Origin of the sequence: Halorhodospira sp. 9622 (genome assembly GCF_022228025.1) — a bacterium.
Taxonomy (GTDB): domain Bacteria; phylum Pseudomonadota; class Gammaproteobacteria; order Nitrococcales; family Halorhodospiraceae; genus Halorhodospira; species Halorhodospira halophila_A.
The window spans coordinates 1-15,811 of sequence record NZ_JAJNRE010000037.1; the positions used below are offsets into that span (position 1 = coordinate 1).

Annotated in this window: 8 protein-coding genes; 2 read left to right on the forward strand and 6 right to left on the reverse strand. The window is 65.3% G+C overall.

The window, feature by feature from the left end:
- Together LRG07_RS12650 and LRG07_RS12655 are read left to right on the forward strand one after the other, a co-directional pair.
- Positions 1 to 834: DUF429 domain-containing protein (locus LRG07_RS12650; protein ID WP_238642552.1), on the forward strand; the 834-nt coding region annotated here is incomplete at its 5' end.
- A gap of 256 nt (positions 835 to 1,090) precedes the next feature.
- Entirely contained in the window at positions 1,091 to 1,927 is an 837-nt protein-coding gene (locus LRG07_RS12655) for an aldo/keto reductase (protein ID WP_238642553.1), read from the forward strand.
- Positions 1,928 to 2,025: 98 nt separating this feature from the next.
- Here the strand turns inward: LRG07_RS12655 and LRG07_RS12660 are convergent, their stop codons facing one another.
- The 6 genes from LRG07_RS12660 to LRG07_RS12685 form a co-directional block, all read right to left on the reverse strand.
- Complete coding sequence (locus LRG07_RS12660) at positions 2,026 to 3,963, reverse strand: ATP-binding protein (RefSeq protein WP_238642554.1); 1,938 nt, start codon at positions 3,961 to 3,963, stop codon at positions 2,026 to 2,028.
- Positions 3,941 to 7,891 carry a PAS domain S-box protein gene (locus LRG07_RS12665; RefSeq protein WP_238642555.1) on the reverse strand — a complete coding sequence of 1,317 codons (3,951 nt, stop codon included), beginning with the start codon at positions 7,889 to 7,891 and terminating at the stop codon, positions 3,941 to 3,943. Before LRG07_RS12665 ends, LRG07_RS12660 begins: the two co-directional genes overlap by 23 nt.
- A complete protein-coding gene (locus LRG07_RS12670) occupies positions 7,888 to 12,891 on the reverse strand; it encodes a PAS domain-containing protein (RefSeq protein WP_238642556.1) in 5,004 nt (1,667 codons plus the stop codon). The genes LRG07_RS12665 and LRG07_RS12670 overlap by 4 nt, the downstream gene beginning before the upstream one ends.
- Positions 12,892 to 12,999: 108 nt before the next feature.
- Positions 13,000 to 13,809 carry an ABC transporter ATP-binding protein gene (locus tag LRG07_RS12675; RefSeq protein ID WP_201167906.1) on the reverse strand — a complete coding sequence of 270 codons (810 nt, stop codon included), beginning with the start codon at positions 13,807 to 13,809 and terminating at the stop codon, positions 13,000 to 13,002.
- Positions 13,802 to 14,563, reverse strand: a complete 762-nt coding sequence (locus tag LRG07_RS12680; RefSeq protein ID WP_238637163.1) for an ABC transporter permease — start codon at positions 14,561 to 14,563, stop codon at positions 13,802 to 13,804. The genes LRG07_RS12675 and LRG07_RS12680 overlap by 8 nt, the downstream gene beginning before the upstream one ends.
- 69 nt (positions 14,564 to 14,632) lie before the next feature.
- Positions 14,633 to 15,601, reverse strand: coding sequence for a hypothetical protein (locus LRG07_RS12685; protein ID WP_238642557.1), 969 nt, complete (start codon positions 15,599 to 15,601; stop codon positions 14,633 to 14,635).
- Between the last annotated feature and the right edge of the window lie 210 nt (positions 15,602 to 15,811).

Genomic DNA, 15,811 nt, shown 5'->3' on the forward strand with positions numbered 1-15,811 from the left:
ACCGTGCTGGTTGTCGGGTTCGACTCTGCCTGGAGTGCTAGCAACTCCGGTGCTTTGGTTGGGGCTGTTCGCGCTGATGATGGGGCATACCAGGATCTCGGGCCGCCGCAGCAGGTGGACTACCGCGAGGCGGAGCGCGCGATCGGTGAGTGGCAGTCCCAGCAGAATCCGGATGCGACGGTGGTGCTGCTCGATCAGCCCACCATCGTGGAGAACGAGTCGGGCCAGCGCCCGGTGGAGGACATTGTGAGTTCGCCGGTCGGCCGGCGGCATGGCGGGATGCAACCGGCCAATACCGCAAAGGCGAAGATGTTCGGCAAGGATGCGCCGGTTTGGCGGTTCCTCGCCCGTTTTGGTGGACCGGCGGACCCGCTTGCACCGCTGAAGGGGACATGGGTGGTCGAAACCTACCCGGTGCTGACCATGATCGCCCTTGGCTGGACGCTAACGGACCCGCGTCCTGGAGGTCGGCTGCCGAAGTACAACCCGAGGAATAAGAACTTTTCCATCGCCGACTGGCGGCACGTCTGCCAGCTGGCGTCGAGTGCGCTCGGCGAGCGCAGGCTTGACCGGATCGTTCAATGGTTGGACGAAGCAGGGCAGGAAGATCGGCCCCACAAGCACGATCAGGACCGGCTCGACGCCTGCATTTGTCTGCTTGCGGCGCTGTACCTTGTCGAGAAACGGCAGTGCCTGATGGTCGGTGATTGGGACTCCGGGTATATCGTGGTGCCCGACAGTACTAGCCTTTCCGAGGAACTTGCGCGCCGCTGTGAGCGGACTGGGCGCGGGCCGTCGGAGTGGGTGCGATCCTTCCGTCTTTCGGGCGTGTAGAGGTGGATGGGTTGACAATCCCGTTCGACGCAGGACCAGCACGGTTATTTCTGCACAGGTGATGCGAGAACCCCGCGTAAGCCGCTGACATCTGGAGGGGTGTTCGCAAGGTTCTGATTTGTGGTTGGTTTGCAGCTGAACAGTCTTTGTTCAATGGACCTCGAAGGCCTTCGCGAAGCGGGTTCAGCTGACTTTCTCCACACGGTTTTCCACAGGTTCTGTGGAATCCTGGCCGATCCAGGGGCAAGGAGGTGAGATGCAGCGCCATGTCGTTTTACCCGACGGAGAGCGGGTTCCGGCCCTCGGCCAGGGGACCTGGCGCATGGGTGAGCGCCCAAGCGAGCGCGCGGCCGAGGTCGCGGCGCTGCAGGCCGGGCTGGATGCCGGGCTGACCCTGATCGATACCGCTGAGATGTATGGCGACGGCGGTGCCGAGCGGGTGGTGGGCGAGGCGCTGGTCGGGCGGCGGGATCAGGCCTTCATCGTCAGCAAGGTCTTCCCGTGGAACGCAAGCCGCAAGGGCGTGGTCCGCTCGTGTCAGCAGAGTCTCGAGCGTCTGGGCACGGATCGGATCGATCTCTACCTGCTGCACTGGCGCGGCGGCGCCTCGCTGGGGGAGGCGGTGGCCGGATTCCAGGATTTGCAGCGCGCGGGCTGCATTCGCCACTGGGGCGTGAGTAACCTCGATGCGACTGACCTGCAGGAACTCTGGGGGGTGCCCGGCGGGGGCGCGGTCGCCGCGAATCAGCTGCTCTATCACCTTGGCGAGCGGGGTATCGACTGGGACACGCTGCCGTGGCTGCGCCGGCGCGGCATCCCGGTCATGGCTTACTGCCCGCTCGGGCAGGGCGGGCTGCTGAACGACCGGCGTCTCGTGGGCTTTGCGGAGCGTCACGGCATGACGGCGGCCCAGGCGGCGCTGGCCTGGTTGCTGGATCAGGGCGACGTGATCGCCATCCCGAAGACGCGAACGCCGGAGCGCGTTCTCGAAAACCGCGCCGCGCTCGAGATCACCCTGACCGAGGCGCAGCATACGGAACTCGAAGAACTCTTCCCGCCGCCGGACGGCCCCCGGCCGCTGGCCATCGTTTGATGGGGCCTGAGGCGCCGTATTTTTACCGGTTTTGCTTTGTTACCCCGTAGGGCGGGCCCGCCTTCCGAGGGTGGGTCAACTCTGTTGGCCAGCTGGGGTCAGCCTACGGGGCCGCTAACAATCCTGGCCAGCAAGAGCCAGAGTTCCTTGCGCTCGAGCGGTTTGTTCAGATAGGCATCGCAGCCGAGGCCGAAGCACTCCTGTTGGAAGTGCTCCAGGGCATGGGCGGTGACCAGAGCGATGGGCGTGTGCGCCAGGGCGTGTTCAGCCTCCTGTGCCCGGATGTGCCGCAGCGCCTCGCGGCCATCCATCTCGGGCATTTGAAGGTCGAGCAGGACGAGGTCGGGGCTCGCTTGCTGCCAGTGCTCGATGGCCTCGCGGCCATTTTGCACGCAGGTGATCTGTGCGCAGCCAGCCTGTTCGAGCAGGTTGTTCACGAGTAGTGCGTTGGTCGGCTCATCTTCGGCGACGAGAACGCGCAGCCCAGTCCCCACCGGCGCGCTTGTATCAACTTCGGCCTCTTCGGGGGTGTATAGCAACGGGGTGGCGGAGGTGGCTGGTGGCATCGCCACCGTGAAGCGGAACCTCGTTCCGTGGCTGGGCTGGCTCTCGACCGAGATGCGCCCACCCATCAGCTCCACCAGCTCTTTGCAGACCTTCAGCCCCAGGCCGCTGCCTTCCTTGCGGGCGAGCGCAGGACCAGCCTGCCGGAACGCCTCGAAGATGTGCGGCTGGTCTTCCTCCGGGATGCCGGCTCCGGTGTCCGTGACGGTGAAGGCGAGTTCATGCTCGGATGAACCGCGCTCTACGTGAACGCGGATATGGCCCGATTCGGTGAAGCGCAGCGCGTTGCTGACCAGGTTGTAGAGCACCTGACCGAGGCGCACCGGATCGCCATGGACCCGGAATGGGGCTTCGGTGCCTGAAGACCACTCCAGGTGCAGGCCCTTCTGCTCGGCCAGCGGCACGAGAAGCCCCAGCTGGGTATCCATGAACGCGCGCAGATCGAAATCCTCCTCGCTCAGCTGAACTCGGCCGGCTTCCAGCCGCGAGAGCTCCAGGACGGTGTCGATGAGCCCGAGCAGGGTATGGCTTCCGGCTTGGCAAAGCTCCACATGGTGATGCTGCCGCGGGTCCAGCTCGGAGTGCGCCAACTGATCCAAGAATCCCGTGATGGCATTGAGCGGCGTGCGCAGGTCGTGGCTGACCGCGGCGAGGAACATCCTTTGGTCCTCCAGCGTACGTTGGCGCTCCTCTTCCAGGGCTCGACGCTCACTGATATCGCGCAGGATCCCCGCCGCGTGCCAGCGCCCGGCAATCTGTACGGGTGCCAGGGTCAGCTCCAGGGCGATCTCGTGTCCGTCGCGGTGGATGGCCACGACTTCGGTCTGTTGGCCCACGCGGGTTTTGCCGCCGGACTCCCGGAAGTGGCGCATGCCTGCCTGCATGACCTCCCGGTGGCGCTCGGGGACGAAACGGTCATGGAAGGGGGCACCTGCAAGTTGGTTGGCGCGATAACCGAGTAGTCGCTCGAAGGCCGGGTTGCAGTACACCAGCCGGTCCTCGGCATCGATCAGAACAATGGCATCGCGCGCGGCGGTGGTGATCGCCTGGAATTTGGCTTCGGCGGCGTGGTGGGCTTGTTCGAGATAGCGCCTGTCGGTGATGTCCTCGAGGATATGGACCGAGCTGCGGTAGGCCCCCTGTTCATCCAGAACCACATACGAGCGTGAGTGAAAGACTCGGCCGTCAGGCAGTTCGATTTCTTCGGAGGTCTCGGAGCAGCCGGTCTCGGAAGGACCGGCGTCGCCGGCGGATACTTTGGCCATGGCCGACTGGCATCCGGGCAGGGGGCCCTCGCCGCGAGGGAAGAAGTGCCAGTAGGGCTGGCCGGTCACCTGATCGAGCGTGGCGCCGGCCTGCTCCAGGTAGGCGCGATTCGCGCGCAGGATGCGATAGTCCTGGTCGTGGAGGAAGATCGGATGCCCCATGGCATCCATGGCATCGTCCCAGCTAGGGATGGGGTGCGCTTCCACGGGTGGGCTCTCCGGTGGTGGTGCCGGTCTCGGGCTCCTTCCGCAGCGCCAGCGATTCGATCCATTGCCGCAGCTCCGTGCGATCCAGCGGCTTGCCCAAGAACGCATCGAAGAGCGCGGACTCCAGGACCGCTTCCACTTCGTTGCGGGCATAGGCGGTGTAAAGGGCGATGGGTACCCGGGGGTAGCCCTCGGCCTGTTCCTCGGCCCGGATGTGTTCGGCCAGCTTGTCGCCATCGAGTCCGGGCATGTGGCGGTCGAGCACCAGGGCATCGAAAGTCCTTGTTTGCCAGGCCGCCAGAGCGCCGGCGCCGTCCTCGGCCGTGGTGACCGTGCAGCCGAGTTGCTCGAGGAGGGTCCGGGCCAGGAAGACGTTGACCGTCTGGTCATCGGCCACCAGTACACGCAGCGGGTCCGCCTGCGTATCCCCGCCAGAGGGCCGGGTGGTGGCGCTCAGGCCAGCGGCGGTGGCGCGGTCTGTCCCCGGTGCAGCTACGGGTGGCAACGGGAGCGTCACGGTGAACGTGGAGCCTACCCCCGGCGTGCTCTCGAGCGAGATCTCTCCGCCGAAAAGCTCGGTGAGTTCGCGCACGATGGCCAGGCCCAGGCCGTGGCCGCTGCGCGAGCCGCGATAGCCGGCGCGATCGAAGGCCGCGAAGATGTGCGCCTGCTGGTTTGGGGGAATCCCCGCCCCGGTATCGCGCACGCGGAAGCTGATCCGTTCATCGGGCTCTGTGCATACCGTTAGATCGATATGGCCTTCGTTGGTGTACTTGATGGCGTTGCTGAGCAGGTTCGACAGGATCTGGCCCATCCGGGTGGCATCGGCGTTCACCCAGTGCGTCACGCCGGGGTCGATGCTGCAAGAGAACGCCAGGCCGTGTTCTTGGGCCAGGGCGGTGTAGACGGTGCACTGGCCCTCGATCGCCGAGTGCAGGTCGAAGGGGGTCGGGCGCAGTTCCAGCCGCCCGGCCTGCAGTCGGCTGAGATCGAGCAGCGAATCGATCAGTTCCAGCAGACGACCACTGGCACGGCGGCACTGTTGCACGTAGACCTGACGCTGCTCTTCTTCCAGGTCCGGTTCGGCGAGCAGTTCCACAAACCCGGTCAGAGCGTTGAGCGGTGTGCGCAGATCGTGGCTGACCGCGTTGAGGAAGGTCGTCTTGGCCTCCACGGCCTCGGCCAGCTCCCGCTCCGCACGCTTCTGGTGGCTGATGTCGAAGCTAACGCCCAGTGTCGCCACCAGCTCTCCGCGCTGATCGGTAATGGGGTGGACGGTGAACAGCGCCGGGAACGTGCTGCCATCCCGGCGGCGCAGCTCGGTCTCTAGGCGGATCGGTTGGTGCTCGCGGAACAGCTGATCCACATATTGGGGCAGCCGCTCCATGTCCGCTTCGGTATGCAGCAGGCTGACGTGTTGGCCGAGCAGCTCCTCGCGGTCGTATCCGAACAGCGCCTCAGCGCCGGTGCTGGCCTCGAGGATGACGGAATTCAGGTCGGTCTTGATCAGGCTGACCGAGCTGGCCGCCTCGATGATCGCCTCGAGCTCCTGCTGCCGCTGTTGAAGCTGCTCGCGCAGCTGCTGCTCGGCCTGCTCGGCGCGGCGGCGCGCGGTGATGTCCACGCCCACCGACTGGACGTGGCTCAGTGTGCCGTGCTCATCGAAGAATGCGCGGTTGGTCCAGAGGGTCCAGTGGGTCTGGCCGTCCGCGCCGGGAATGCTGTTCTCGAAGTGGCCTACCGGCTCCTGAGGAGTCAGCCTCGCCAGGTGCGCTCGTGCCTCATCGCGCTCATCGGCGGGCAGGAAGTCGATCCAGCGTTGCCCGATCAGCTGATCCGGTTCGGTCTGCACATGCGCTGCCAGGGCGGGGTTGGCATAGGTGAGGGTGGTATCGGGCAGGAAGCGCTCAATCATCAGCGGCTGGTTCTCGACAAGGTCCCGGTAATGGGCCTCCCGCTCGGCGAGCTCGTGCTGAAGGGTCCGTTGCTCGGTGACGTCCTGGGCCGTCCCGCGCAGGATTTGCGGATTCCCGGCTGCGTCAAACTCCGCATAGCCGCGTGCCTGCACAATCCGCTGACTGCCGTCCGGGGTTGTCAGGCGGTGCTCGATCTCGTAAGGCTCTCCCTGGTTCAGGGTGCGGTCGATGGCCTGATGGAGGGCCGGGTGATCCTTGGCCGGCACTCTGGAGAGAAAACTCTCCCAGTCCATGGGCTCCTGCGTCGGCTCCAGGCCGAGGAGGCGGTACATCTCGTTCGACCAGTGAACTGTTCCGCAAGGGATGTCGTAAAGCCAGTGCCCGAGCCGGGCAATGCGCTTGGCCTCGGTCAGTTCCAGCTCGCTGCGGCGCAGTGCGAACTCGGTCTCCTTGAGGGTCTGGACATCGACATGGGTACCCACCATGTAGCTCGGCGAGCCGTCGGCGCCGCGGCGCAGGGTCTGCCCCCGTCCCTGCACCCAGAGCCAGCCGCCATCGGCGCAGCGGTAGCGGAGTTCGACCGTGAAGGGCCGGCCTTCGTCGAGGTGGCTTTCGATCACCGGCTGGATGCGTTCAAGATCCTCGGGATGGATCATCGCCTGCCAGTCGGCGAAGGTCAGGGCGCCCTGCTGATGGGGATCATAGCCGAGCATGCGCCAGCAGGCCTCATCCCAGTACACCTGATCCGCCGCCAGGTCCCAGTCCCAGACCCCGAAGCCGGCGGCCTCCTGGGCCATGCGCAGACGCTGCTCATGGGCAAATTGAGTCGATAGATCGATACAGGCACCGATCTTTCCCACGACTTCGCCACGCTCATTGAGCAGCGGCGCGGCGCTCACTTGCGCCTGGAAACGCTCCCCGCTACCCCGAATCAGCTCGCACTCCGTGGTGTAGCCTTCGCCGGTTTCCTGCATGCGGGCGATCCCCTCACGGATCTGCGCATATTCGTCAGGGTCGTGCAGTATACAGATGTCGCTGCCGACCAGCTGTGCGCGTGTGTACCCAAACATGCGCTCGGCACTGTGGTTGGCCTCGCGCACTGTGCCCTCCAAGTCAACCTCGGTCAGGGCCACATCAGGTACCGCCCGAAGGATGGCCTCGATTCGTTGCCGGCCCGCCTCGCTGCGCTCCAGCGCCTGGCGCTGCTCGGTGATGTCCTGAATGGTCCCCTGAATGATTTGTTGGCCGTGCTCACCCTGCCAGCGCTGGGCGATCTCGCGGACCCAAAGCGTGCGCCCCCCGGGGTGGACGATGCGGTACTCGCCCTCGCAGGAGAGCAGGGAGGGATTGTTCTCGAACTGGAATTCGGCGACCTGGTCTCGATACCCCTCGGGGACCCGGGCGATGAACGACTCCCAGTCCGGTGGCGGCCCCTCCGGGTCGAAGCCGCAAAGCTGATAGGTCATCGAAGACCAGATCAGCTTCCCGGTCTCCGGGTAGGCAACCCAGTGCCCGATCGCCCCCATCTGCTCGGTCCGCTCGGCGCGCTGCAGGGCCTGGTCCCGGGCCTGGCGTTGCGCCTCCAGCTCAGCAACCTGCTGCTCGAGCAGATCTGTCTTGTGTCGAAGGCGCATGTGGGTGTCCACCCGCGCGCGGACAATCGCCGGTGAAAACGGCTTGGTGATGTAGTCCACCGCGCCGAGACTCAGGCCGTATTCCTCATCACTGGCCGCATCACGTGCCGTGACGAAGATAATGTCGATGCCACTGGTTTGCGGATCCGCCTTGAGGCGGCGGCAAACCTCGTACCCATCGAGGCCCGGCATCTGGATGTCGAGGAGGATCAGATCCGGTTGGGGCCGGTGCGAAGCCTGCAGCATCACCAATGCCCTGTCGCCGGAGTTAGCGACCTGAACCCGGTAGTTGTCCTTGAGCAGATTGCCAAGCGCCTGGATGTTCGTGGGCTCATCATCGACCACCAGAACGCTCTGGTGTGGCGTATCGCTGCTCATGTTGCCCCTTCTTGGTTACCTGTCAGCAGCGAGTTGAGCCGCTGCAGCGCCTCATCGAGCTCGAACTGTTCCACGAGGGCCTCCAATGCATCGCAGTCGAGTCCCTGGCCGCGCAGGTAGGCCAGGGCCTCCTGGAACGTTTCCTCCTCGATGAGTTCGCTGGCCTCCAGTTTTTGCCGCAGGCACGTCACGGCCTCCGGCGACCCTTGCCGGGCTGGTTCCGGCTCGCTGTTGAGCCCGTTTAAGGCCTGACCGGCATCCTGCAAAGCCTGCTCAAGGGCTTCGATGCATTCCGCGGTGACCGCATGACCGGTTTTCAGGGCGTGATCGATTTGCTCCGCCTGCTGCTGCAGGTCCACGGCCCCGAGTGTTCCGGCCACGCCCTTGAGGGTGTGGGCGAGTCGGCTCGCCTGCGCGTTATCACCGGCGCGCAGATAGTCGATCAGCGCGGTGTAGTCCGTGGTCAGTTGGCCGCGGAACCTGCGCAGCTGCCGCAGGTAGAGGGTTTCATCGCCACCGAGCTGGCGAAGCCCGCGTTCGAGATCGAACCCGGGCGGTCCGGCTGGCAGAGTATGAGTTTCCCGGGCCGAAACATAATCTTCCGGGACCGCCGCCGCGGTGCGCTCGGCCCGCAGATGCTCGATCAGTGCGGCGTAGAGATCCGGGCTTTCGATCGGCTTGCCCAGGTGGCCATCGGCGCCGGCCTGCGCCGCGCGCTGACGATCCTCATCCATCACGGCCGCTGAGAGGGCGAGGATGGGGCGGTCGTAGCCTTCTTCGCGCAGTACCCGCATCGCCTCATAGCCGTCCATCACCGGCATCTGCAGGTCCATCAGCACCAGATCCGGCGGATTGGCGCGCACCGTCTCGACGGCCACGGTGCCATTCTCGGCGGTCTCCACAGTGGCTCCGGTCTTCTCCAGCAGTTCTGTGGCCACCTCCCGGTTGATCTCGTTGTCTTCAACGAGCAGCAGGCGGTGGCCGCGCAGGTCCGGTGCGTGGTGGGATGAGGGGGCATCGCGTCCCGGCTTTTCCCCCCGCTCAGCGCGGGCTAGCGCATCGTAGAGCGAAGAGGCGGTCAGGGGTTTGGCCAAAAAGTCAGTGACTTGGTCCTCGCCGATCTCGACCTCCTCCCGCGCGTAGGCGCTAACCATCAGAATCGGTGGCTGGGTCTGGCGAAGCTCGCCGGACTGGCGCCGGCGTTCGATCTCGGCACAGGTCTCAGTACCGGTCATGCCCCCAGGCATCATCCAGTCAAGCAGGATGAAATCAAAGGGTTCCCCGCGCTGCTCCGCCGCTACGATCCGCTCGATGGCTGCCTCGCCGCTAGCCGCCTCCTCGGTCGTGAACGCGCAGTGGTGGAGGAGTTCGCGCATGATCTCGCGGGCGCTGGGCTGATCGTCGACAATCAGTACGCGGTGACCGCGGGTATTCGGGCAGGTGATGGTCGCTTCGCGGTCCTCGCCCAGAGGCAGAGTGAGTGTAAAGGCAAACGTGCTGCCTTCCCCGGGGACGGAGTCGACCGTGAGTTCACCGCCCATGGCTTCAACCAGCCGCCGGCTGATCACCAGTCCAAGGCCGGTGCCGCCATAACGCCGGGTGGTGGAGGTGTCGGCCTGGCCGAAGGCCTGAAAGATCCGGGCGATTTGCGCCTCGCTCATGCCGATGCCCGTGTCACGTACGTAGAAGCGGAGCCTGGTGTGGCCGGCGAGCGCCGACTCGACACTCCGTATACCAAGCTCCACGGTGCCGCCTCGCTCGGTGAACTTCGTGGCGTTGCCGAGCAGGTTGCTGAGCACCTGGGCAAGGCGCAGGGAGTCGCCGACCAGGGTCTGTGGCAGGCTCGGCGGGATGTCGTAGAGCAGTTCCAGGCCGCCGGCGTGGGCCTTCTCGCCAAAGAGGGTCGCCATCTGCTCGATCACATCGCAGAGCTGAAACTCGTGGGTCTCCAGCTCCAGCTTGCCTGCCTCGATCTTGGAGAAGTCGAGGATGTCGTTGAGGATGCCGAGCAGCATCCTCGATGAGTGTTCGATCTTCCGCAGCTGATCGCGCTGCTTGGCGCTCAATTCGCTTTGCGCAAGGAGTTGGCTGAGACCGATGACCGCATTCATCGGCGTGCGGATCTCGTGGCTCATGTTGGCCAGGAACTCGCTCTTGGCCCGGTTCGCTTGCTCGGCTTCCTGCCGGGCTCGCACCAGGGCCTCCTGCTGCTGCCGGCGCTCGGTGATGTCGTCCTGGACACCGAAGTGGCCGGTGACGCGGCCATATTCATCGTGCAGGCAGGTATAGTCCCCAAGGATGATGATGGGCGTGCCATCCCCTTTCTGCTCATGCGTCACCGCATGGGCCCGGCCTTGATCGAAAATCTCCCGAAGCACGGCGCGACCGTGCTCAAGCTGTTCCTCGGGGAAAAAGTCCCGGTAGGTGCGGCCGATGAAATCCTCACGGTCAGCGCCATATTGATCGAGCATGGCCTGATTGATCTTGGTCATCCGCTGATGGGCCACGACATAGTCAAGCAGCGATTCTTTCTCCGCCTCTGAGGCCGCGTGCCAGTCGATCGGCTCATCGAGCATCATGAAGAAAAAGCCCATGATCGACTGATTGAAGAATTCCTCGAGCAGCGCCTTGCTCTCGTTCAACTCCTGCTCGGCCCGGACTCGGTCGGTGATATCGTGCACATACCCGTGCCAGAGGGTGCTGCCATCGGCCAGGCGCTCCGGTGTGGCGTGGCCCTCCAGCCAGGCCGTGCCTTTTAAGGGGTGCTGGATCCGGTAGCTGTAGCGCCAGGGTGTGAGGGTCTCGGCCGATTGCTCAATGCTCCGGTAAACCCCTTCCCGGTCGGCCTCCCAGACGACTTCGAAGAGGCGATCGGCGCACTCCATGGCCTCTTGAGGCGTGATGCCGTAGATCTTCTCAATGCCCTCGTTGGCGTAGACGAAAGCCGAGCTTCCGTCAGGCCAGAGGCGGTATTGATAGATAAATCCGGGCAGCTGTGCGGCGAGGTTGGCCAGTTGCTCCCGCGCCTGCTCGGACTCCTGTTGAGCCCGCTTGACCTCCGTGCGGTCCTCGTAGACAGCGACCACTTCGCCGGAAGAGAGCTGGAAGATCCGGTTCTCGCGCCAGCCGGTAATCCGTTCGTCCTGGTAGGAGGCCAGCGGCAGCTCTTCGGGCACGCCGGTGTCAGCCACCCGTTGCAGCGCCGCGAGCAGGCCCATCTCCTCGACACCCGGGAAGCATTCGGTGAGCCTCCCGCCGATGAGCTCATCGCGGGAGGTCTGTTCAATGCGCTCGGATGCCGGGTTGAGATCGAGGAACTCGAAATCCCGCCCCTCATCTACCGTACGGAACACGGCCACGCCACTGCCGGTCTGCTCGAAGATCCCGGCGAAGCGTTCCTTGGCCGCCTGCAGGGCTTGCTCGGCGCGGTGCTGTTCGGTGATATCGAGCACGAACCCGTCCAGGTGGGCCACATCGCCCTGGGCATTGCGCACGGCAACCCCACGCTCCTGGACCCAGCGTAGTGAGCCGTCCCGGTGCTGGAGGCGGTATTGCACCTCCCAGGGACGGTTTTCGCCCACTGCCTCGGCGATGGCCTCATCGACCCCGGCCAAATCATCCGGGTGAATGAGCTGGGCGTAGGAGACAGTGGCATTGTTGACCAGTTCGTCGCTGGCGTAGCCGGTCACCCGCTCGGCCGCCTGACTGACCAGAAGCATGGTCCAGTCATCGTCGTCGAGGCAGCGGAAGGTGATCCCCGGGACGTTATCCATCAACGAGGCGAGCTGGTTGTTGGCGTCCTCCAGCGCTTGTCGGGTCTGCTCGATGTCGGAGATATCCTGGATGATCGACCAGATGACCTCGCGCCCCTCCGGGGTGGTGGTCTTGAAGCCGTGGAGCAGGACCGGATAGCAGTGGCCGTCCTTGTGGATGTACTCCTTTTGGAACGGCCCGTAGCGTCCAGTGCGTTGCAGCGACTCGATCTGCTCGAGTTCCTGCGGTCGATACGCCTCCGGGGTCACGTCCCAGTAGCTCAGCGCCCGGAACTCCTCGCGGGTGTAGCCGGCGGGCTCGTTGATGGCGTCGTTGAAATCGAGGAACTCGCCGGTGTGGAAGTCGTTCATGGCGATACCAACCGGCGAGAGTTCGAAGAGCCCGCGGAACTTGGCCTCTGCCGCGGCGAGGTGGCGGAGGTTCTCTTCCTCCTCGGTTACATCCTGGTTGACGCCCACGACCCGCACCGGGGCGCCGGAGGCATCGCAGACCACCTGGGCAAGCCCGAGCAGGGTGCGGAATCGGCCGTCATCCGCGCGGCGGATGTCCATCCGGATATTGAATGGGGTGCGGGTGGCTACCGCCTCGTTCAGCGCAGCCACCGCGCTATCGCGGGACCCGGGTAACAGGGCCTCGGCCCAGTCCTCGAATGAATGACCGAAAGTGGCCGGGTCCACACCGTAGAGGCGGAACATGCCCTCATCCCACTCGAGCCGTCCACTGGTCAGGTCGTAGTCCCAGATGCCGATGCTGGCGGCCGAGGTCGCCAGGTGCAGGCGCTGCGAGAGCTCCTCCTGAGTCCGTTCCGCGTCTTTTTCGGCGGTGACATCATGCTCAACGCCGAGCAAGTGGGTGGGTGTGCCCTCGGCATCGCATTCCACACGGCCCGTTGAGCGCAGATACCGGATCGCCCCATCCGCACGCCGGATGCGGTAGGTCAGATCCCAGGCGGTGTGGCGGTCAAAGGCCCCGCGAAAAGACGCCTCCACCCGTGCCCGGTCCTCTGGGTGGACGTGCTCACGCCAGAGCGCCTCCGTCCACGGAACGGGACCAGTGGATGGATCTGTCCCCGGGTGCCCATACAGCGTAAGCAGTTGCTCGTCTGCCGTCACACGGCCTGACTCGAACTCCTGCCGCCAGAAGCCCGCCCCAAGACCTTCGCGCAGTAGACTGAGCTTGGTCTCCGCATCGGACGGCTTTTCTTCCGGCGCGCCTTGCTCGCCCAACCGTTCCACCTGGATCTCGACCCCGCCAAACTTTATTGATCAAGGCTACAGTACCCCATCCTACTCAATGACCACAAAAATTATCCTCCTTCCGCTGAGCGAGGGCTGTCAGGCTGATTGGGGGTTATCCGGAGTTTCGGGCTCCTGCTGGCAGGCTGGTGTCGGATGCCCCCGTATGGCCGTAAGCACGCGCTCTTCCAGGTTGGCCAGCGCGCCGGGGCGCAGGTGTGCCCCTCTTTTTTGAACAGGGTGCTCGAGCTCGGCCCGGATCTGCCCCGGCGTGTCTCCGATCACCAGGATGCGGTGGCAAAGCTGGACGATTTCCCGTACGTCGTGGCTGACGAAGACCGCAGCTACGCCCGAGTCCACCACCCGCTCGCGAACCAGCTCGAGCAGTTCGGCTCGGTTGATGTAGTCCAAGCTGGCAAAAGGCTCGTCCATCAGCAGCAAGTCCGGATGAGCAGCCAGCGCACGGGCAATCCCCACCCGCTGGCGCATGCCGCCGGAGAGCTGCGCTGGGTATTGGCGGGCCGCCGCTTCCAGACCGACGCCGCGCAGCGCCTCCAGTGCGCGAGGCTTCTCCGTCCGGGGCAGCACCAGCTCGATATTGCCCTGTGCGGTTAGCCAAGGGAGGAGATGGGGTTCCTGGAAGACCATGCCCAGTCGACCGTAATGGCGCCGGATGGTGCCGGTGTCGGGTGTTTCGCGTCCGGCGATCAGGCGCAGCAGGGTGGATTTGCCGCAGCCACTGGCGCCGGTGACCCCGACGACCTCGCCGGGGGTCACGGCGAGGTCGACTGCCGATAGGCCCCCGCCGCCGGAGAAGATGCGGCTTGTGCCTTCCAGGGCGACGACGGGACCGCCGTGCCGGGTTGCCAGGGCTGGATCCGTGGGCCCTAGGTCGGTCTGGTTACGCATGTTGGAGCCTTCGTTCGATGAGTTGCCGGCCGGGATGAATCAGCAGGTACTCCAGCGCCAGTCCGAGGATGACGATCCACAGGACGTGGGCATAGACCGTCGTCACGGCGCCGTAGAGGTAGCTCCCCCAGAGCGATTGCCCCAGCCCCGCATCGCTTGCGAATGCCTCGGCCATGATCACTGCGCGCCAGCTGACCGATAGCGCCCCGGAGGCCGCGCCGGCCAGGGTCAGCGCCAGGTGGGGGAGCAGGATGCGGGTCAGGCGGGTGTACCAGTCGAGCTGGTACACATGGGCCATGTCCATGATGCCCCGGTCGATTTGCGCAATGCCGTGGCTGGTGGCCATGTAGATCAGAGGCAGCGCCATGCTTACGCCCACCAGCACCGGAGGGCCGGCGCCGATGCCGAGCCAGAGGACCGCAAGGACCAACCAGGCGATATGCGGGGCCGCCTCGATCAGGACGATGACCGGGTGCAGCGCCCGCTGCAGGGTTGGCCATCGTGCCGCCCACAGTCCGATGGTCACGCCGCCGAGCACTGAGAACAGGAAGCTGAGCACGACGTTGCGCAGCGTCACCGCGGTGCTCGCCCAGTGCTCGGTGGATTGAAGGAAGCCTCCGAGTTCAACGGCGACGGTTTGCGGATCCGGCAGGATGGAGTCCGGCACTTGCTCAGCGGTGACCAGCCACAGCGCTGCAACGCCGAGGAGTCCAGCCCAGGGTGGCCAGCTGGTCCAGAGGCGGCGCTGGTTCATCAGTCCTCCGTGCGAGAAGTCCGAATGGGGCGGGCGGGGGGCGGTGCGCGGCAGGGGGCGCGGGATCGGTCAGAGGCCGGCCGGTGGCTGCGTGTCGAAGACCTCGCGCAGGTAGTCATCCACGGCCTGACGCGTGTCCTCATCACCCTCCGGATTCCACACCACCCGCTCGCTACGGAGCATGCGCAGTAGCGCCGCCTCGGGGATCGGCATTTCGAAGAAGGTGTCGAATCGCTCGGCGGTGATGCGGGCGGCTTGCTCGTGGTTCTCGGGGGCGGCCAGCCAGTCGGTGACGGTCTCGATCCCCTGCATCAGGGCTTGTCGCTGCTCGTCGTCGACTTGGTCCCGCACGGCCCAGATGGCCCCCAGCGGGATCCGCACGTCGAGCTGTTGCTCAAGGGCCTGGGCCGGGTCCAGCTCAATGGCCCATTGCTGCTCCCAGTCGTCGGCCGCCTGCTGGTGGAGGATCAGGCTGATCAGCGGCTCCGGCGCGGCGACGCCCTCAGGGGCGCGCCGGGGGTTCCGAGCCTGGGCCAGTAATGCCATGCCGGCGCCGCTACTGGCGAAATCCGGCGTGATGCCGTGTTCGGTAAGGGCTCGCTCTGTGACCACATGGGGTGGGGTCGAAAGCCCGGGCGCGACTAATACCTGGTTGCCATCTGTCGCTTTCGCTCCGGCGCCGTCCTCAGGGGTGAGCAGATAGATGCCCTGCCAGACCCAGGGGGCGACTAGCTCGAGTTGATCGAGTCCACCCTCCACGAATCGCACGCCCCCCACAAGGTTGAAGAAGGCGAAATCGGTGCGGCCGTCCTGCACCATGGCGCGCATGGCCGATGGATCGCCCGCGGGGTTCGGTACCAGCTCGAGTTCGGCGTCGGGGAGGAACTCGTCCTGTCGCTGCTCGAGGATGAATACCGGCACCGCATTGGGATCGGGGGGCAGCGCGACGCGTATCTCCGTCGGCCCGGAGGCGTCGGCGGCAGTCAGAGGGATCCCGACCAGTCCAGCGAGGGCGAGGGCGAGGGCGAGGCGCTTCATGGGGGTTATCTATATAATGTTGGATTGAATGATTCATGATAACGATTCGCATTCGGTGGTCAAGCTCATGGTATGCGCGTCCCGATTGGCGCCCCGGCATGCGTTCCGGGGCGCCAATCGGGCGATCTGCAAGGGCGTGCCCCCCGAGCGTTAGCCCGAGGTACCCTTTGACCCCGCCTCGTCCTTGGCCTCGGTCTCGCCGGCCTGGTT